The sequence below is a fragment of the Mesorhizobium sp. B2-4-7 genome, assembly GCF_006442685.1.
GTDB lineage: Bacteria > Pseudomonadota > Alphaproteobacteria > Rhizobiales > Rhizobiaceae > Mesorhizobium.
Genome location: NZ_VFVH01000010.1, coordinates 174,650 through 191,941, shown reverse-complemented (window position 1 = coordinate 191,941; position 17,292 = coordinate 174,650). Strand labels below are relative to the sequence as shown.

General features: G+C 63.5%; 20 protein-coding genes. 12 read left to right on the top strand and 8 right to left on the bottom strand.

The genetic code is table 11. The features are described from left to right. Nucleotides 1-6 precede the first annotated feature (6 nt). On the bottom strand, nt 7-561 hold the full coding sequence (locus FJ946_RS24260; protein ID WP_140564691.1) for an alpha/beta hydrolase: 555 nt from the start codon (nt 559-561) through the stop codon (nt 7-9). Nucleotides 562-805: 244 nt separating this feature from the next. Between FJ946_RS24260 and FJ946_RS24255 the strand changes: the two genes are divergently transcribed. Next, nucleotides 806-1,618 carry a VOC family protein gene (locus tag FJ946_RS24255; RefSeq protein ID WP_140493814.1) on the top strand — a complete coding sequence of 271 codons (813 nt, stop codon included), beginning with the start codon at nt 806-808 and terminating at the stop codon, nt 1,616-1,618. A gap of 58 nt (nt 1,619-1,676) precedes the next feature. Here the strand turns inward: FJ946_RS24255 and purB are convergent, their stop codons facing one another. The 3 genes from purB to FJ946_RS24240 are packed head-to-tail and all read right to left on the bottom strand — an operon-like array spanning nt 1,677 to nt 4,290. Further along, a complete protein-coding gene (purB, locus tag FJ946_RS24250; RefSeq protein ID WP_140564689.1) occupies nt 1,677-2,984 on the bottom strand; it encodes an adenylosuccinate lyase in 1,308 nt (435 codons plus the stop codon). 59 nt (nt 2,985-3,043) lie between these two features. Next, nucleotides 3,044-3,568 carry a hypothetical protein gene (locus FJ946_RS24245; protein WP_246672573.1) on the bottom strand — a complete coding sequence of 175 codons (525 nt, stop codon included), beginning with the start codon at nt 3,566-3,568 and terminating at the stop codon, nt 3,044-3,046. Further along, nucleotides 3,565-4,290, bottom strand: a complete 726-nt coding sequence (locus FJ946_RS24240) for a DUF2259 domain-containing protein (RefSeq protein WP_140493810.1) — start codon at nt 4,288-4,290, stop codon at nt 3,565-3,567. Before FJ946_RS24240 ends, FJ946_RS24245 begins: the two co-directional genes overlap by 4 nt. 138 nt (nt 4,291-4,428) lie before the next feature. Between FJ946_RS24240 and FJ946_RS24235 the strand changes: the two genes are divergently transcribed. Beyond that, entirely contained in the window at nt 4,429-4,683 is a 255-nt protein-coding gene (locus FJ946_RS24235; RefSeq protein ID WP_140564687.1) for a DUF2171 domain-containing protein, read from the top strand. An 11-nt stretch (nt 4,684-4,694) separates the two neighbouring features. Here FJ946_RS24235 and FJ946_RS24230 read toward each other — a convergent pair whose 3' ends face one another. Beyond that, nucleotides 4,695-5,714, bottom strand: a complete 1,020-nt coding sequence (locus tag FJ946_RS24230) for a P1 family peptidase (protein WP_140493806.1) — start codon at nt 5,712-5,714, stop codon at nt 4,695-4,697. Continuing rightward, nucleotides 5,714-6,787, bottom strand: a complete 1,074-nt coding sequence (locus FJ946_RS24225; RefSeq protein WP_140564685.1) for a branched-chain amino acid ABC transporter substrate-binding protein — start codon at nt 6,785-6,787, stop codon at nt 5,714-5,716. The genes FJ946_RS24230 and FJ946_RS24225 overlap by 1 nt, the downstream gene beginning before the upstream one ends. A 180-nt stretch (nt 6,788-6,967) precedes the next feature. Here FJ946_RS24225 and FJ946_RS24220 point away from each other — a divergent pair, with 180 nt between their 5' ends. The 7 genes from FJ946_RS24220 (at nt 6,968) to FJ946_RS24190 (ending at nt 13,395) form a co-directional block, all read left to right on the top strand. Next, the gene (locus tag FJ946_RS24220; RefSeq protein WP_140493802.1) at nt 6,968-7,495 is read left to right on the top strand and encodes a flavin reductase; all 528 of its coding nucleotides are present in this window, start codon (nt 6,968-6,970) and stop codon (nt 7,493-7,495) included. After that, complete coding sequence (locus tag FJ946_RS24215; RefSeq protein WP_140493800.1) at nt 7,492-8,421, top strand: MoxR family ATPase; 930 nt, start codon at nt 7,492-7,494, stop codon at nt 8,419-8,421. The genes FJ946_RS24220 and FJ946_RS24215 overlap by 4 nt, the downstream gene beginning before the upstream one ends. Before the next feature lie 5 nt (nt 8,422-8,426). Beyond that, a complete protein-coding gene (locus FJ946_RS24210) occupies nt 8,427-9,677 on the top strand; it encodes a VWA domain-containing protein (protein WP_181167568.1) in 1,251 nt (416 codons plus the stop codon). 57 nt (nt 9,678-9,734) lie between these two features. Continuing rightward, nucleotides 9,735-10,073 carry an XdhC family protein gene (locus FJ946_RS24205; RefSeq protein ID WP_140493798.1) on the top strand — a complete coding sequence of 113 codons (339 nt, stop codon included), beginning with the start codon at nt 9,735-9,737 and terminating at the stop codon, nt 10,071-10,073. A gap of 6 nt (nt 10,074-10,079) precedes the next feature. After that, nucleotides 10,080-10,784 (top strand): XdhC family protein, encoded by a 705-nt coding sequence (locus FJ946_RS24200; RefSeq protein WP_140517689.1) that lies wholly within the window; start codon nt 10,080-10,082, stop codon nt 10,782-10,784. After that, complete coding sequence (locus tag FJ946_RS24195; protein ID WP_140564683.1) at nt 10,781-12,391, top strand: molybdopterin-binding/glycosyltransferase family 2 protein; 1,611 nt, start codon at nt 10,781-10,783, stop codon at nt 12,389-12,391. Before FJ946_RS24200 ends, FJ946_RS24195 begins: the two co-directional genes overlap by 4 nt. A 161-nt stretch (nt 12,392-12,552) precedes the next feature. Continuing rightward, nucleotides 12,553-13,395: an alpha/beta fold hydrolase gene (locus tag FJ946_RS24190; RefSeq protein ID WP_140564733.1), complete on the top strand. Its 843-nt coding sequence runs from the start codon at nt 12,553-12,555 to the stop codon at nt 13,393-13,395. Nucleotides 13,396-13,411: 16 nt separating this feature from the next. Here FJ946_RS24190 and FJ946_RS24185 read toward each other — a convergent pair whose 3' ends face one another. Further along, nucleotides 13,412-14,449 (bottom strand): DUF1176 domain-containing protein, encoded by a 1,038-nt coding sequence (locus FJ946_RS24185; RefSeq protein WP_140564682.1) that lies wholly within the window; start codon nt 14,447-14,449, stop codon nt 13,412-13,414. Between the two features lie 142 nt (nt 14,450-14,591). Here FJ946_RS24185 and FJ946_RS24180 point away from each other — a divergent pair, with 142 nt between their 5' ends. Beyond that, entirely contained in the window at nt 14,592-15,098 is a 507-nt protein-coding gene (locus FJ946_RS24180; protein WP_140564680.1) for a DUF1993 family protein, read from the top strand. Between the two features lie 58 nt (nt 15,099-15,156). Here FJ946_RS24180 and FJ946_RS30845 read toward each other — a convergent pair whose 3' ends face one another. Then, entirely contained in the window at nt 15,157-15,411 is a 255-nt protein-coding gene (locus FJ946_RS30845) for a hypothetical protein (protein ID WP_181173419.1), read from the bottom strand. 142 nt (nt 15,412-15,553) lie between these two features. Here FJ946_RS30845 and FJ946_RS24170 point away from each other — a divergent pair, with 142 nt between their 5' ends. Then, nucleotides 15,554-16,021 carry a hypothetical protein gene (locus FJ946_RS24170; RefSeq protein WP_140564677.1) on the top strand — a complete coding sequence of 156 codons (468 nt, stop codon included), beginning with the start codon at nt 15,554-15,556 and terminating at the stop codon, nt 16,019-16,021. Nucleotides 16,022-16,142: 121 nt separating this feature from the next. Beyond that, entirely contained in the window at nt 16,143-17,210 is a 1,068-nt protein-coding gene (locus tag FJ946_RS24165) for an aldo/keto reductase (protein WP_140517684.1), read from the top strand. The last annotated feature ends 82 nt before the right edge of the window (nt 17,211-17,292 follow it).

Sequence of the window (17,292 nt, the reverse complement as noted above, 5' to 3'; positions counted from 1 at the left end):
GGGTCGTCAGGCCTTCAGTTCGGTGAGAAATTTGGCGAAGGTCATCGAACCTTCGGGCCATGGGCCGAAGCCTGAATCGGCGTTGAGGTGACCGGCTTCACCGGCATCGATGAACAGAGATCCCCAGGCGCCGGCAATGTCCTCGGCGACGTCGAAGGCGCAGAACGGATCGTTGCGGCTGGCAATCACCATGGACGGGAAGGGCAACGGCTCGCGCGAGTAGGGGCCGAACGTCATCAGGTGCCTTGGCCGTACCTCCGGATTGGCGACATCGGGCGGCGCCACGAAGAATGCGCCGGCGACCGGCTTGCGAAACTGCGGGATGGCTTGCACCGCCGCGGCAACGCCAAGGGAATGCGCGACGAGGACGACGGGCTTCTCGGCTTCGTTGACCGCTTTAGCCACGCTCGCCGTCCAGTCCTCGCGCACGGGCTTCGACCATTCCGCCTGCTCGACGCGCCGCGCGGTCGACAGCTTTGACTGCCAGCGGGTCTGCCAGTGCTCGGGTCCGGAGTTAGTGTAGCCCGGGATGATGAGAATATCTGCGTCTTTGACTTTCATGGCGCTGAGATAGCGAGCGTGATTGCCTCATGCAACCGCCGATGGGTGCGCTCCTGCTTGCAATGGTGAACACCATGTTCGCTTTTCGCTGTCTTGTGTGAACGATCACGATCGCCGATTTGTCCTCTGGAAAGAAACAGCCGTGAAGGACCGCATTTGGTGCTGACACGATGTACAATGATGGCCGGCGCCGGGCTCCTGACCTCGGGGTTTATGCCAAAGCGTCGCCGCAACGGAGACAATCATGAGCGAACTGCCCTTTGCCGCCACCACGCCGGTGAGCGTTGCCCGGGTCGGGCTGAAGGCGCGCGACGCCGAAAGCCTAGCGGCCTACTATCGCGCTGTTGTCGGCTTGCAGGAATTGAGCCGCGCCGATGGCGCGATCACCCTGGGCGCCGCCAACCGTCCGCTGTTGGTGCTGGAGCCGGACGCCTCGGCCAAGCCTGACGATCCGCGCAGCGCCGGCCTGTTCCACACGGCTTTCCTGCTGCCCAGCCGTGCCGATCTCGGCCGCTGGATCAACCACGCCATATCAGACAAGATCGCCATAGAGGGCGCTTCGGACCATCTGGTCAGCGAAGCGCTGTACCTCACCGATCCCGAGGGCAACGGGATCGAGATCTATGCCGATCGCCGTCCGCAGGACTGGACGTGGAACGGCGACAAGATCGCGATGGCGACCGAACGGCTGAACATTCCTTCGGTCGTCGCCGAAGTGCCGGCGGGCGACGCGGGCTGGCAGGGAGCGCCTGAAAACAGCATTGTCGGCCACGTCCACCTGCGCGTCGGCCGGCCGGAAGAGGCGGAAGCCTGGTGGAACCAGGAATTCGGCTTCGACACGGTGGCGAAGTATGGCGGCCAGGCTGTGTTCCTGTCGTCAGGCCACTACCATCATCATATCGGCGCCAATGCGTGGCAGAGCGCCGGCGCCGGCCGCCGCGATCCGACCCGGTCAGGCCTTGCCTGGGTCGAGATGCGGTCCGACAACGTGGCCAGTGAAACGACCCGCGAAGATCCGTGGGGCACGGTGATCAGGACCGTTCCCGGCAAAGCGTGATCGGCAGTTACGTCCTGCGGTACCTTCTCCTCGTAGCGACGGGGAGAAGGAAAGCCCCTCAGGCCTCTCCGAACACCCGCCGGAAGATCGTGTCGACATGCTTGGTGTGGTAGCCCAGGTCGAATTTCTCGCGGATCTCGGCTTCCGGCAAGACGGCGGTGACGTCATTGTCGGCCAGTAGTTGTTCAAGAAAATCAGCGCCTTGCTCCCACACCTTCATGGCATTGCGCTGCACCAGCCGGTAGGCATCCTCACGGGAGACGCCGGCTTGCGTCAATGCCAGCAGCACGCGCTGTGAATGCACCAGGCCGCGGAACTTGTTCATGTTCTTCAGCATGTTGCCGGGATAGACGAGCAGTTTGTCGATGACGCTGGTCAGCCGCGCCAGCGCGAAATCCAGCGTCACCGTCGCATCCGGCCCGATCATGCGCTCGACGGAGGAATGCGAAATGTCGCGCTCGTGCCAGAGCGCCACATTCTCCATCGCCGGCAGCGCGAAGGAGCGCACCATGCGGGCAAGGCCGGTTAGGTTCTCGGTCAACACCGGGTTGCGCTTGTGCGGCATCGCCGACGAACCTTTCTGGCCAGGCGAAAAATACTCTTCGGCTTCCAGCACCTCGGTGCGCTGCAGATGCCGGATCTCGATCGCCAGCCGCTCCACCGACGATGCGATGACGCCGAGCGTGGCAAAGAACATGGCATGGCGGTCGCGCGGGATCACCTGCGTCGATACCGGCTCCGGCTTCAACCCGAGCTTTGCCGCGACATGCTCTTCGACATAAGGCTCGATATTGGCGAAGGTGCCGACCGCTCCCGAAATGGCGCAGGTGGCTATGTCCTCGCGAGCATGCACGAGCCGCTCGCGGCAGCGCGAAAATTCGGCATAGGCTTGCGCCAGCTTGACGCCGAAGGTGGTCGGCTCGGCATGGATGCCGTGGCTGCGGCCGATGGTGACGGTATCCTTGTGCTCGAAGGCGCGGCGCTTCAGCGCCGCAAGCAGCGCGTCGATGTCGGCCAGCAGCATGTCGCTGGCACGCGTGAGCTGCACCGCGAAACACGTGTCGAGAACGTCCGAGGATGTCATGCCCTGATGGATGAAGCGGGCGTCGGGTCCGACGAATTCGGCGAGATGGGTGAGAAAAGCGATGACGTCGTGCTTGGTGACACGCTCGATCTCGTCGATCGCATCGACGTCGAACTTCGCGGCATTGCCTTTTTCCCAGATGGTCTTCGCCGCCTGTTTCGGGATGACGCCGAGTTCGGCCAGCGCGTCGCAGGCATGAGCCTCGATCTCGAACCAGATGCGGAACCGGGTTTCGGGCGACCATATGGCCACCATTTCCGGCCGGGAGTAGCGAGGGATCATCGGTCAGTCCTGACGTGTCGAGAAATTTGCCCGCGTCCTAACAGAGGCGGACAAAATGCTCAACGCCGCCGCCGCGCAAACCAGAGGCTGGCGGCAAACAAGGCGAGGAACCCGATCGGGAAATAGAGCCTGATGCCCAGCACCACGAACTGGTAGAGCGCCACCGCCATCGTGAAGACGAACTGGAGCCCCCAGGTGAGGGTGAAGGTAGGTGCATGCCATGCGGCATAGTAGGACCGGTATTGCAAGGCATACAGCCCGGCGGTCAGGCCGATCGTCGCGGCGGCGAGACCCACGAATGCCGCCGCGAAGGCGACTTCCCAGCTCCTTCCGCGCGAGACCAGCCGTGCCGCGAACAGGCCAACAGGAAAGGCCAGAGCGCCGCCGCCTGCAAACAGCAGCGTCACGGTGCGGATTTTATCTGGCGTCAGCCAACTTTCCAGCAACAGGTTGAGGAGCGCGCTGGCGCCCATCGTGGCGGCCCAAAGCAGCGCGCCGAGCAGCGCCGTGCCCGGCGTTGGTATGGCGCCGCGGAGGCGGCCCAGGGCGCGATGACGCCTGGCGGGGTGGACGAGCGGTGTCACAGGCGGCCGGTCACCGCGATCCAGCGATAGTCCGGGCCTTCGAAGCCATATTGGCGCACCGCGATCAGCACCGCATAGGCGCTGGGATTGTCCATCGAAAATGTCTGCACGGCTCCGATGCGGTAGCCGTTCGGGCAACCCCGGCTCTTGGGGATCGATTTGTCCTCGTGCAACAGCTTCGTCGTACCGCCGGCTTGCGCCTCGACGCGCAGCAGCCGAAAGCCATTGATCTCACCCTGGCTCTCGCAGCCCTTAGTCTCGTTCATGCCGATCTCGTCCAGCCGGAACTCGAGCGGCTGGTCGACTGGCGAGAAGATCGGACGCGGATTGACCGCCATCCGATGCGGGTCGGCGGACATCTCCGTTACCGGGTTGAAGCCTGCGGTGATGCCCTTGTTCGCGGCCAACTCCGCCTGGCTGACGACCGCTTCGCCCTTCTCGCGGGCCTGAATACGAGCCGCCGTCAACGTGGCGTTCTCGTCGTCGAGCCGGACGCGAATAGGCGTTCCCTGGAGAAAGCTGTCGTTGCTGGTGTCGATATAATAGCGATTGGCGTAGGGAAATCCCGATCCATCCTGCACGCCATATTCTTCGAACGCGAAGATGCCGCCGTCCTTGGTGAAGCCCAGGATTTCAAGCTCGGCGACATCCCCGGCCCGGGCGGCGACGACTGCGCAAAACTGCGCAAGCAGGCAAACGGCAAACAGAAGAAGGTTTTGCATGAGGTTTTCCGCCGGCCAACGATATCGCCATTCCCTATCACGACAAGATACCGGCGTCGCGCTGCCCGATAAAGCAAGCGCCATGCATCCAATCGCGGCCTCGTCTGTTATTGTCGGCAGTCCCAATGGAGAACCACCATGACCGACACCAGCAAAATTCGTGAGCATATGGAAGTGATCGGTGCCGATGGCGTTCATGTCGGCACGGTCGACAAAGTCGAGGGGCAGCGGATCAAGCTGACCAAGTCCGACAGCGGCATGGGCACGCATAAGGGGCACCATCATTTCATTCCCCTGAGCCTTGTCGCGGAGGTCGAGGGAAAGAAGGTCTGGCTGTCGGCGAATTCCGACGTCGCGGTCACTTTCGAGCAAGAAAAGTCCGACCCCACCTGATCGCGTATAAGTCAGCGCGAAGACCAGACCGGAAACAGATCGCCCTCGGCGGGCGTCGCGGCGAAAACGCCGCGCGTGATGGCGCGCGCCATCGTGGCGCCTGCCGCGGCATAAAGGTCGATTGCCGCGTCGGCTTCGAGCCGGATACCGCTCCTGCCGGTCGCCAGCGCGAAGACCAGATCGCCATCGGCCGGCGTGTGCGTCGGCCATATGGCCCGCACGAAACCGTCATGCGCTGACATGGCCAGGCGCTTTGCGGCGGCCTTGGTGAGAACGGCATCGGTGGCGATAACGGCGATGGTGGTGTTGCCGCCGGCATCCGCCTTGCCCGTGAACGTCTTGTCGCGAAACTTCAAGAGGATGCTTTTGGCGTCGTCCGGCATTGGCGAGGGATAGCCAAGCCCGCCGAATTCATCGCCGATCTCGAACGGAGCCGCCCAGAAATGGCGGCTTCGGCTGATGGTCACCGAGCCGATCGGATTGACCGCCGCCAGCGCGCCGATGGTGACGCCATTGTCAAGCAGCGTCGAAGCCGAGCCAAGCCCGCTCTTGAGACCGGAGGTCAGCGCGCCGGTGCCGGCGCCGGTCGTGCCGATCTGGAAATCCGAACCGGCGGCCTGCACCGTCTCGTAGCCGAGGTCGCGGTATGGCGGATAGCGGCCCCAGTCCTTGTCGCCGCCATTGCGCAGGTCGAACAGGATCGCCGCCGGCACGATCGGCACGCGAAAGCCGCCGACCTCGAAGCCGATGCCACGCTCGCGCAGTGCTGCCTGTACGCCGGACGCTGCGTCGAGGCCGAAAGCCGACCCGCCCGACAGCACCACGGCATGGACCGTCTCAACCGAATTGTGGGGTTCGAGCAGGTCCGTCTCGCGCGTGCCCGGCGCACCGCCCAGGATCTGGACGCCGGCTACGGCCGGTTCGTCGCAAAGGACCGTCGTCACGCCGGATTTCAGTCGGGCATCGGAGGCATTGCCGACGCTGAGACCGGCGACATCGGTGATCAGGTTGCGCGGGCCGGTGCGAAACATCAGTTGCTTTCCAACGGTACGAAGCGGGCGCCATCGAACCGAAAGACGCGGTACGGATTCCGGCTGAGGTCGCCCTTCGCATCAAAGAGCACCGGCCCGATCGCCGTGGTGAAATCATGCCCGATGAGCGCTTCCGCAAGCGGCCTGCCGGAGCTTGCGGCTTCCGCCATCGCCGCCTTGGCGGTTTCTACCGCCGCATAGGCCGGCAGCGTGTAGCCGTCCGGCACGATCTTCTGCGAGGCAAACACCTCGAGCACCTTGGGATTGGCGACATCGGCCCATTCCGGGGGAGCGATCATCAGCGTTCCCGTGGCATAGGGCACTGCGCCGGGCGGAGTGCGCAGGTTCTCGCCGCCGGCGAATACGATGCCGGCGTCGAGTTGCGCGGCGTCGCGACCCATGATGGCGATGTCGTCGCCGTCGCCACCGGCAAAGACATGGGTTGCGCCGGCCTTCTTCAGCCGGCCAATCAGACCGATCTGGTTGTCGAGCTGCGGCCGGAACGTATCGACGAACACCGGCTTCAGCGCCGCCTGTTCGGCCGCCGCCCGCAACGTCTCGGCGATCTCACGGCCGTAGATGGTGCCGTCATCGATGACGGCGAACAGTTCGTTCTGCCAAAGCCGGGTAAGGGTGTTGGCGACGGCATTGCGCTCGTCGTCGCCCCTCGGTCCGAGCCGGTAGACCGGCCAGCCGGTCTTGGGACGACGGTCAGTCAGGCTTTCGGTTCGCACGCCAACGGTGATGACGGCGATGCCTGCGTCCTTCAAGATCGGCATCGCCGCCTCGATCGCTTCCGTACAGAGAAATCCCACGACGACATTGACCTTGGCGGTCGCGAATTCCCGGGCTGCCGCGGCACCCCCATCGGCCGTGCAGGCATCGTCGATGGTCTTGAGCTCGATGCCGTTCGCCTGGGCCGCCACTTCGGCGCCGGCTTCGATCTGCCTGCCAAGGATCGCCGAGGATCCGGAGAGCGGCGCGGCAACACCGACGAGCAGCGTCTGGGCGTTGGCGGCGCCGGTCAGCAGCAGCCAGGCCAGCGCGGCAGATATCGTTGCCCCGGGTCGCATCCTGTCGAAGACTTCCTCCAAGCGAGCCCGGATGGTCCCGGCGCCACTCCCGCCAAGACCTAAAGGCTGCCCGGTCTTGGCGCAACACGCGAATTTCGGGATATGGGCCAAGCACTTCGCTTGTGGCTTGTCATATCTAGCCATATATAGCGATAGGGTTCAGGCTATGGAAAATCTCCGGTGTTGAAGAAGAACGACATAGGACCGCAGGCCTATCGCGACGCGATGAGCCATTTTGCCGGTCACGTCCATGTGGTGACCACCGACGGGCCGGCCGGCAAGCGCGGCGCGACGGTCATCGCCGCCTGTTCGGTTTCCGATACGCCGCCGACCATTTTGGTCTGCCTGAACCGTGAAAATCCCAAGAACGAGCCGTTCGTGAAAAACGGCAGGTTTGCCTTGAACACGCTTGCCTCGCACCAGGAGCCGCTGTCGATCGGCTTTTCCGGCATCACCGGCCTGCCGGTCGAGGAACGTTTCGCGCTCGGCGAGTGGGATGTGATCTCCACCGGCGCGCCGACCTTGAAGGGCGCGCTCGCCGTATTCGACTGCGAACTGATCGACACCAAGGACCTGGCCACCCATCGTGTGCTTTTTGGCAAGGTGACAGGCCTGCGCATGGGCGATAATTTGCGGCCGCTGATCTATCACGCCCGCGGCTACCACGTTCTGGAAAGCGGGGCAGAGGCGTCCACGGAGAAGGAATGACCGAGCTAAAACCGCGCCCCGTGCCGCGGACGATCGACGAGACGCTCGATCTCCTGACCGGCGCGGACTATGTGGCGGACCGGTCGTTGGCCACCGTGCTTTTCCTGTCGCTGCGCATGAAGCGGCCGCTGTTCCTCGAGGGCGAGGCCGGCGTCGGCAAAACCGAGATCGCCAAGGTGCTGGCCGAGGCGCTCGGCCGCCGGCTGATCCGTCTGCAATGCTATGAAGGTCTCGACGTCTCGTCCGCCGTCTATGAGTGGAACTATGCCGCGCAGATGATCGAGATCCGCATGGAGGAGGCGGCCGGCAAGGTCGACCGCTCCGACATGGAGCGCAACGTTTTCTCGGAAAAATACCTGATACGCCGTCCGGTGCTCGATGCGCTGACCGGCAAGGCCGGCGCCGCCCCGGTTTTCCTGATTGACGAGCTCGACCGTACCGACGAGGCGTTCGAGGCCTTCCTGCTCGAGATCCTTTCCGATTTCCAGGTGACGGTGCCCGAACTCGGCACGATCAGGGCGGAGGAGCCGCCGATCGTCATAATCACCACCAACCGCACCCGCGAAATCCATGACGCGCTGAAGCGGCGCTGCCTCTATCACTGGGTCGATTATCCCAGCGCCGAGCGGGAGTTGGAGATCGTGCGCCGCAAGGTGCCGCAGGCCAACAGCCGGCTTTCGGCCGAGGTGGTCTCCTTCATCCAGAAGCTGCGCCAGATCGAATTGTTCAAGATGCCGGGCGTTGCCGAGACCATCGACTGGGCCGGCGCGTTGACCGAACTCGACAAGGTCGCGCTCGACCCGGAAACCGTCTCCGACACGATCGGCGTGCTGCTGAAATACCAGGACGACATTGCCCGCATCGGCGAGGGCGAAGGCCGGCGTATCCTCGACGAGGTGAAGGCCGAGCTTTCGGCGGCGGAGTAGGGCTCATGGCCATGCCTCGCGCGGAACCCAAGGAGGCGACTGTCGACGGCCACATCGCCGACAACATCGTCTATTTCGCCCGTGTCTTGCGCAAATCAGGCATGCGCGTCGGTCCGGCCTCGGTCAAGGATGCCATCGAGGCGGTACTTGCCACCGGCATCGGCGCGCGCGACGATTTCTACTGGACGCTGCATGCCGTGCTGGTGTCGCGGCATGAGGACCATGCCATCTTTGACGAGGCCTTCCGGCTATTCTGGAAGTCGCGTGAGCTGATCGAAAAGATGCTGGCGATGCTTTCGCCGGTGGCGCCCGATACCAGGGAGAAGCAGAAGCCACGCGCGGCCGAAAGCCGTGTCAGCCAGGCCATGTTCGCAGGCCACAGCAGGAACCAGCCGGCGCAGGAAATCCCCGAGATCGAGGTCGACGCGCGCTTTACTTTCTCCGGCAACGAGGTGCTGAGGGCCAAGGATTTCGCTCAGATGAATGCCGCCGAGATGGCCGACGCCAGGAAAGCGATCGCCGAACTGCGGTTGCCCTTCGATATGGTGCGGACGCGCCGTTTCAAGGCCGATTCGCACGGTCGCCGCATCGATCCGCGTGCCATGATGCGCTCGGCCGCACGCACTGGGGGCGAACTGATCCTGCCGAAATTCCGCTCGCTCCGCGAAGTGTATCCGCCGTTGGTCGTGCTTGCCGACATTTCCGGTTCGATGAGCCAGTACACGCGCATCTTCCTGCATTTCCTGCATGCTCTGACGGAAAAGCGCCGGCGCGTGCACACTTTCGTTTTCGGCACCAGGCTCACCAATCTGAGCCGACAGATGCGCCATCGCGATCCCGACGCCGCCCTGGCCGACTGTTCCACCGCGGTCAAGGACTGGTCGGGCGGCACGCGCATCGGCGACACGCTGGCCGAGTTCAACCTGATATGGTCGCGGCGCGTGCTAGGACAGGGCGCGGTGGTGCTTTTGATCACCGACGGGCTGGAGCGAGACGAGGTCGACGGCCTGTCGGAGGAAATGGAGCGTCTGCACAAATCCTGCCGGCGGCTGATCTGGCTGAACCCCTTGCTGCGCTTCGACGGTTTCCAGGCGCGCGCCCGCGGCGTCAGGGCGATGCTGCCGCATGTCGATGAATTCCGTGCCGTGCACAATCTCGACGCGCTTGCCGATCTCTGCGCTTCGCTGGACCGGAAGCCTGGATATGCCGTCGATCCGCGGCGATGGATGGAGGGTGGCGCGAGGCGCGCCGCGTAGCCATATGCTGCTGAAGACACATATTTCCGGGAAAAACAGACCCTGAGAGAAGCAACGATGAGCGACAGCATTTATCTCGACGAGGCCCGTGACCCGCTGATCATCGCGGAAGGCTGGATGAAGGACGGCAAGGATGTCGCCATCGCGACCGTTGTCGAGACCTGGGGTTCCGCGCCACGCCCGGCCGGCAGCCATCTGGTCATCGACGCCGACGGCAATTTCCACGGCTCGGTTTCGGGCGGCTGTGTCGAAGGCGCCGTGGTGACGGATGCCATGGACGTCATCGGCACCGGCAAGCCCAGAATGCTGGAATTCGGCGTCGCCGACGAGACCGCCTGGCAGGTGGGCCTTTCCTGCGGCGGCCGCATCAAAGTGTATGTGGAAAGGCTAGGCTGATCTTCGATGGATCCCTATGCGCTGAAAACACTCAACGCCGAGCGCCGCGCGCGCCGCGCCGCGATCCTGGTCACCGATCTTGGTGACGGCCGCGACCGTGTCGTGCGCGAGGGCGATCCGGTCGCCGGCGATCTCGGTGCCGCGATCAGCAAGGCGTTCCGCACCGGGAATTCCGGCTCGGTCGAAGCGGAAGGGCGGACCTTTTTTCTCAACGCGCATCTGCCGCATCCTCGCCTGGTGGTGATCGGTGCCGTGCATATCAGCCAGGCGCTGGCGCCAATGGCCAGGATCGCCGGCTATCCAGTCGAGATCATCGATCCGCGCACGGCTTTTGCCACGTCGGACCGCTTTCCCGATGTCGCTTTGCACGCCGAATGGCCTGAGGAGGTCCTGCAACGACAGCCACTCGACAGCTACACGGCAGTCGCTGCCATCACCCACGATCCCAAGATCGACGATTTCGCGCTGAAGGCGGCGCTCGACGCCAGGTGCTTCTATGTCGGGGCACTCGGCAGCAGGAAAACCCATGCCAAGCGTGTCGAGCGCCTGTTGGCGCTGGGCGCCAGTTCCGAGCAGATCGGTCGCATCCAGGCGCCGATCGGTCTCGATATCGGCGCGGCCAGCCCCGCCGAGATCGCCGTCGCCGTGCTGGCGCAGGTCATTCACGCGTTTCGCTCGCGCGGCCTTGAAGCCAGGGAAGCCGCAGCGTGAAATTCGGCCCGGTTCCTATCGAACAGGCCGAAGGCGCCGTGCTTGCGCACGCGACGACGGTCGGCGAGCGACGTTTCCGCAAAGCGCATCGGCTGAGTGCAGAGGATGTCGGGGTGCTGAAAGCGGCGGGCATCAGCGAAGTCGTCGCGGCCGTGCTTTCTCCCGGCGATCTGGGCGAAGACGCCGCCGCCGAACGGATCGCGACCGGTATGCGCCACCGCAATGTCGCGGCCAAGCCTGCCGCGACGGGGCGGGTCAACCTCCATGCCGAAGCCGCTGGCGTCTTCACCGTCAACAGCGCGATGATCGACGCCATCAATGCCGTCGATCCAACCATCACCATCGCCACGCTTGGCCAGCATGCGCCGGTCGAAAAGGGCCAGATGGTGGCAACCGTGAAGATCATTCCCTTCGCCGTCGGGTCGGCGCTGGTCGATGCCGTACTGGAAATCTGCGCCGGCGGCGAGATCTTTGCCGTCAATGCCTATCGGCCCATTCGTGTCGGTGTCATCCAGACCGTCTTGCCGGGCGTCAAGCCGAGCGTGCTCGATAAGACGTTGCGCGTCACCGAGGCACGGCTGGCGCGTTCGGGCGGGCGGCTGACGGCCGAGCGCCGCACGCCGCACGAGGTTGCGCCGGTTGCCGAGGCGGCCGCCTCGCTGGCGCGCGATAACGACATGGTCGTGATCTTCGGCGCTTCGGCCATGAGCGATTTCGCCGACGTCGTTCCGGCCGCGATCGAGGAAGCGGGCGGTACTGTCATCCGCGCCGGCATGCCGGTCGACCCCGGCAATCTACTGGTGCTCGGCAGGCTCGCCGGCAAGCAGATCATCGGCGCGCCGGGCTGCGCCCGCAGCCCCAAGGAGAACGGCTTCGACTGGGTGCTCGACCGGCTGATCGCCGGCCTCGACGTAACGGCGACCGACATCGCCGGCATGGGCGTCGGCGGCCTGCTGATGGAAATCCCGACACGCCCGCAGCCGCGCGAACCGCTGCCGGCCGTAAGCCGGCTCAAGGTCGGGATCGTGCTTTTGGCGGCAGGCCGTTCGAGCCGCATGGGCGGGCCGAACAAACTTATGGCGCTTTTCGACGGCCAACCGTTGGTCCGCCGTACAGCAGAGCGTGCGCTCGCCTCGAAAGCTTCGGGCACGATCGTCGTTACCGGCCACCAGCGTGAGCGGGTGCGCGGCGCGTTATCGGGCCTGGACGTGACTTTCGCCGACAATCCCGATTTTGCCGATGGGCTCTCCACCTCCCTGAAAGCCGGTATGGCCTATCTGCCGGGAGATGCCGCCGGTGCGATGATCGTTCTCGGAGACATGCCGGGTGTCTCGACCGGCGATCTCGACCGGCTGATCGATGCGTTTCGCGGGGCGGGAGGCAATTTGGTCGTCCGCGCCTCGCACCTTGGCAAACGCGGCAACCCGGTACTTCTGCCGCGCTCGCTGTTCCCGGCTGTCGCCCATCTCGAAGGTGATACCGGCGCACGCCATCTGGTCGAGGCCGGAGGACTTGACGTCGTCGATGTAGAGATCGGCGAGGGCGCGTCCGTCGATGTCGACACTCGCGAGGCGCTGGAAGGCGCCGGCGGCGTGCTGCAGGATTGACAAACCCGGGCCGAATTACGCAAGCCTGCGGTATGGCTTCCGGTTTCATTTCGTTAATGTCAACGCTTCTACCCCCCTCTGGCCTGCCGGCCATCTCCCCCTCAAAGGGGGAGATTGGACATCAGAGGGGGGTGCTCACGCTCTCTGCCTTTCTGATTTCGATATTTTTCCTGTTTTCTGCTGCCCAGGCCTCTGCTCTCCAACTAAAACCCTTCAAGGACGATCTGTTCGCCTATCCCGCGACGCTCTCGTCAGACGGCGCCTACACGGTGATCGACTACCGCGAGATGCGCGACATCAACCAGCGCGACGAGGTGCCGGAAAAGCGCGTGCATGCACAGTATACCGATACCGGTGTGCGCAAGGTGCAGCAGGATTTGCTGTTGAAAACCGATGCCGGCGACGTCCGGCACATCGCCGTAGGCAAGACGCAAGGGGCTTCCGTCATCGTGCTCTACCTGCACGGGCAGGGCGGCAGCCGCAAGCAAGGTGTCGATGACTTCACTTTCGGCGGCAATTTCAACCGCATCAAAAACCTGATGGCAGGCAATGGCGGCCTTTATCTCAGCCCTGACTTCCCCGATTTCGGCGACAAGGGCGCGGCACAGGTCGCGGCGCTGATCGATCACTATGCGCAACAGTCGCCGGGCGCGAAGATCGTCGTCGCCTGCGGCTCGATGGGCGGCGCATTGTGCTGGAAGCTTGCCGCCCGCACGGACACGGGCAGGCAAATCGGTGGGCTTTTGCTGCTTGGCTCGCTGTGGGACGAGAGTTTCTTCTCCAGCCCTGCCTTCAGGCGCCACGTGCCGGTTTTCTTCGGTCAGGGCAGCCATGACGTGGTCTTTCCCGTGGCAAACCAGGAAGCCTTCTTCCGGTCCATCATCGCCAAGTCGAAAGCCTATCCGACCCGCTTCGTGCGCTTCGAGACGGGCACGCACGGCACCCCCATCCGCATGGTCGACTGGCGCGGCGCGTTGAACTGGATGCTGTCGAAGGCGCCCTGATCGGACGCCGCACGGCTCAAGGAGCGGTGTTGTAGTCGACAACCGTCTGCGGGTTCTCCTCGCCGTCGTAGGAAGCGTCGACGTCGTACTGGACGAGCGAAAAATCGCCGTTGCGGAACAGATAGGTGCCTGCTGACGAGGCATCGCCGGCGCCGCGCCACTTGTTGAAGGTGGTGATCGTGTGGGCGTCCTGGTCGTAGCTGGAATTGGTCGCCCAGCCAGTGGTCCGGAAGCCGAGGATGTGCATGGATTCGACCCTGCCTTCGCTGTCGTTGTTCACGTAGCGGATGTCCATCTCCGGTTCGGTGAACTGCAATTGCCTGACGCCGTTCGCCTCGTCGGTCATGTAGTAGATCGAGCTTTCATTGTAGGCGGCCGCCGAGCAGGAAAAATGGAACAGGCGCGTTTCCTTGTCGGGATCGCCGGCCGCCGCATCCTTGTCCCTGTATTTGATGGAAAAAATCTCCGGCTCCTTGGCCGCGAGATCCTTGTCGCATTGGTCGCTATAGCTGGCCAGGAAAGCCTTCTTGGCCTGCTCCAGCGCTGCATCCCTCTTCGGAGGTGGCGGGCCGTCGCCACAGCTAGCGGGCACAGCCTGCTCGAAATCCGCGCTCGACGGCTTCAGCGCTCCGCTGTCGATGAAGATCGGCTGGAATGGCGGCGCCTGAATCTGGGCATTGACCTGGCGCAGCGTGTAGCAGCCGGCAAAGACCTTCGCCTCGCCCTTCTTGTCGGTTGCCTGGATGGCGACCGGAACGCTGTAGTAGATGCTGCCTGCCGCGCCCTCGTTGGATACGGCGCCGGTCCTGACATCCACCTTGTCGGTACCGTCATAGCCCTTGACGAAGCTGTCGAAGTCCTTGGCCGGCTTGGTATCGCCATAGTAACCCCAGGCACGTGCGAATTCATGCCGGTTGATGGCACTGTAGAGCGAGCGGACAACTGCCTCGGCGCTCGACCTGTCATCGACGTAGGGCGCCTCGTCGGCAGGTGCCGACTGGGCGATCGAGGCAAGGGAGAACAAGGCAGTCGCTGCGAGAAAAGCGTGTCTCATCGGGAATCTCCACGCGGTAACGGAGATTCTACCACGGTGATTGCGGCGACGTGGTGACGCCTTGCGGGTATCGCTTGAAGAATCGCCCGGGAAGGCGCTAGTTCGCGCTCGCGGCGCTTCAACTGCCCCGGGAGATAATTGCGTGACCCTATCCATGTATGAAGTATCGGTGGCTGTGTTTTCGGCCCGGTTGAAAGCGCTGTCCAGCGTGCTGTCCACGGCCGAACAGAACGCCGGCGAGCGCAAGATCGACCCGCAGGTGTTCCTGACGGCGCGGCTGGCGCCCGACATGTTCGCGTTGACCAGGCAGGTGCAGATCGCCACCGACCATGCCAAGGGAGCCCCATCGCGGCTCGCCGGCCGGGAGGTTCCCAAATACGAGGACAGCGAGGCGAGCTTTGCCGAATTGCAGGCGCGCATCGCCAAGACCCTTGACCATCTGGCGACGTTCTCCGCGGCCGATCTGGAAAGTTCGGACGAGCGGATTGTCGAGGTAAGGCTCGGCGGGCGCGAGGTCTCGATGGCCGGTTTGCAGTATCTCCTGCATCTGGCCATGCCCAACTTCTATTTCCACCTCACCACCGCCTACGACATTCTTCGCCATAATGGCGTGCCGCTGGGCAAGGCAACGTTCCTGGGCTCGCGTTGACGGATCACGCCTTCAAGGCGGTGCCCGGCCGGAGCCGGAATATCCCTGGCTGGCCGAACTAGCGAACGGACATTTCGCGGGCGACGCGCGGGAAATCGGCGGGCTTGATGCCGATGTCGGCGCGGTCCGCATTGCTCATGGAATGCAGCAGCGCGAGCGCGGCACGATAACGCAGATGTTCCTGCGGCCGTGGCCGTGCGAACATTTCAGTGAAGAACCCCATAAATCCAGGCCCCTGTTGGACCTCCCAGTGTTTGAATATACGAGATTTGGGACAATTGTGCAGTGCAGCATTTGCATGCCTGCCATGCATGGTCCAGTCTCGTCAACGCTTTCAATTGTTAAAATCAGCGGTATGCATTTTTAACGAGCGGACCCTAAGGTGGATGTCTCGAAGACACCGTGAGACTGGGGAGGCTGACATCGTTACCAGCGCCAAGCGGGATTTCGCTTCGTTGCTCGATGATCTCTTCGTCGCCTCCGAGACGGACGGGGGAGGCGAAGAGGCGGCCACTCGCCCGTCGATTCCGTTTGACTATCTTTCCGTCGCCGACGAGCTCCATTCCGGCCGTATCAAAGTTTCTGGCAGCGGATTTGCCACGGAATATCGCGAGGCAGGCGCGGATCTCGCCGCAGAGTTCGCGGCCCTGCTCGATCATGCGAAGCTGGCACTTGCGGGCGAAGAGATAAGGCCCGAAGAAAAACTGCCTCCGATCGATCCCGAATCGATTGCCGTGGAATTGGGATTGGACACGCCTAAGGCTGTCGCCGACTTTGGTCGCATGCGCCGCAGTTTCGCCTTTTCCAACCATCCCGATCGCGTCGCGCCGCACCTGCGCCAGCGCGCCATGATCCGCATGCAGGTGGCCAACATGCTGATCGACGAGGCCAAGCGGCGCGCCCTGGCAGGGGCTCGCCGCTAGCGCAGTCTGGTTCAAGCAAAAGTCGGCTTGCCGAGGCTTGGAGAGCGCCTCTGCTTTCTTGTAGGATGAAACTTCCTTCCCCGCGCAGCCGCGCAAATTTTTCCCGCCGGAGCACACTTCCATGCACAAACGCCGTCTCGGTCGGACCGATCTTCTTGTCACCCAGATCTGCCTCGGTTCGATGACTTGGGGCCAGCAGAACACCGAAGCCGACGGCCACGCCCAGATGGACCTGGCCTTTTCGCGCGGGGTGAATTTCATCGACACTGCCGAGCTCTACCCGATCCCGCCCAAGGCGGAGACGCAAGGGCGGACCGAGAAGATCATCGGCAGCTGGATGAAGGCAAAGGGCAACCGCGACAAGGTGATACTCGCCTCCAAGGTCGTCGGTCGCACCGCAAACAGCTGGTTTCGCGGCGACAGGCCGTCGCAGCTGGTGCGCGCCGATATCTTCGATGCCGTCGACAAGTCCCTGGCCAGGCTCGGCACGGACTATGTCGATCTCTACCAGATCCACTGGCCGGAGCGGGACATACCCTGGGGCGCCAATCCGACGCGCGTCGGGGCCGTGGCGCGCCGCGCTGATTCCGTCGGGGCGCCGACCGGAGAAACGCCGATCGCGGAGACGCTTGCCGTCTTCGATGACCTGGTGAAGGCCGGAAAGATCCGCCATTTCGGCCTGTCCAACGAGAGTTCCTGGGGCGTCATGCGCTTCATTGCAGAGGCTGACAAAGCTATTGGTCCACGGGTCGCCTCGATCCAGAACGCCTATAATCTGGTCAACCGGACCTTCGAGGTGAACCTCGCCGAAGTCTGCGATCGCGAAGAGGTCTCGCTGCTTGCCTATTCGCCGCTCGCGCAGGGCTATCTCTCGGGCAAATACGATCACGGCGCGCGCCCGCAGGGGTCGCGCTCGCAGCTCTTCAACCGCGGCCAGCGTTACGAGACCCCCAATGCCGCCGAGGCGCAGCTTGAATACAACGAGCTGGCGCGCTCCTTCGGCCTGGAGCCGGCGCTGTTCGCCAACGCCTATGTATCGAGCCGGCCCTTTGTCACCTCGAACATCATTGGTGCCACGACCATTTCGCAGCTGGAAATGGCGCTGTCTTCAGTGGAGGTTGTCTGGACCGAAGAGATGCAGAAGGCAGTGGACGCCATTCATCAGCGGGTCGGCAATCCCTGTCCTTGATCGACTCGGAAGTTGAATTGTCTGGGAATAACAGCGGGATGGAGACGATGGTGGATTTTCCGATCGAAACATTGCGTGGAAA

What these genes read in the sequence shown, in the direction of transcription:
- FJ946_RS24260 (WP_140564691.1), bottom strand. Translation starts at nt 561, where the DNA reads ATGAAAGTCAAAGACGCAGATATTCTCATCATCCCGGGCTACACTAAC.
- FJ946_RS24255 (WP_140493814.1), top strand. Translation starts at nt 806, where the DNA reads ATGAGCGAACTGCCCTTTGCCGCCACCACGCCGGTGAGCGTTGCCCGG.
- purB (WP_140564689.1), bottom strand. Translation starts at nt 2,984, where the DNA reads ATGATCCCTCGCTACTCCCGGCCGGAAATGGTGGCCATATGGTCGCCC.
- FJ946_RS24240 (WP_140493810.1), bottom strand. Translation starts at nt 4,290, where the DNA reads ATGCAAAACCTTCTTCTGTTTGCCGTTTGCCTGCTTGCGCAGTTTTGC.
- FJ946_RS24235 (WP_140564687.1), top strand. Translation starts at nt 4,429, where the DNA reads ATGACCGACACCAGCAAAATTCGTGAGCATATGGAAGTGATCGGTGCC.
- FJ946_RS24230 (WP_140493806.1), bottom strand. Translation starts at nt 5,714, where the DNA reads ATGTTTCGCACCGGCCCGCGCAACCTGATCACCGATGTCGCCGGTCTC.
- FJ946_RS24225 (WP_140564685.1), bottom strand. Translation starts at nt 6,787, where the DNA reads ATGCGACCCGGGGCAACGATATCTGCCGCGCTGGCCTGGCTGCTGCTG.
- FJ946_RS24215 (WP_140493800.1), top strand. Translation starts at nt 7,492, where the DNA reads ATGACCGAGCTAAAACCGCGCCCCGTGCCGCGGACGATCGACGAGACG.
- FJ946_RS24210 (WP_181167568.1), top strand. Translation starts at nt 8,427, where the DNA reads ATGGCCATGCCTCGCGCGGAACCCAAGGAGGCGACTGTCGACGGCCAC.
- FJ946_RS24205 (WP_140493798.1), top strand. Translation starts at nt 9,735, where the DNA reads ATGAGCGACAGCATTTATCTCGACGAGGCCCGTGACCCGCTGATCATC.
- FJ946_RS24200 (WP_140517689.1), top strand. Translation starts at nt 10,080, where the DNA reads ATGGATCCCTATGCGCTGAAAACACTCAACGCCGAGCGCCGCGCGCGC.
- FJ946_RS24185 (WP_140564682.1), bottom strand. Translation starts at nt 14,449, where the DNA reads ATGAGACACGCTTTTCTCGCAGCGACTGCCTTGTTCTCCCTTGCCTCG.
- FJ946_RS30845 (WP_181173419.1), bottom strand. Translation starts at nt 15,411, where the DNA reads ATGCATGGCAGGCATGCAAATGCTGCACTGCACAATTGTCCCAAATCT.
- FJ946_RS24165 (WP_140517684.1), top strand. Translation starts at nt 16,143, where the DNA reads ATGCACAAACGCCGTCTCGGTCGGACCGATCTTCTTGTCACCCAGATC.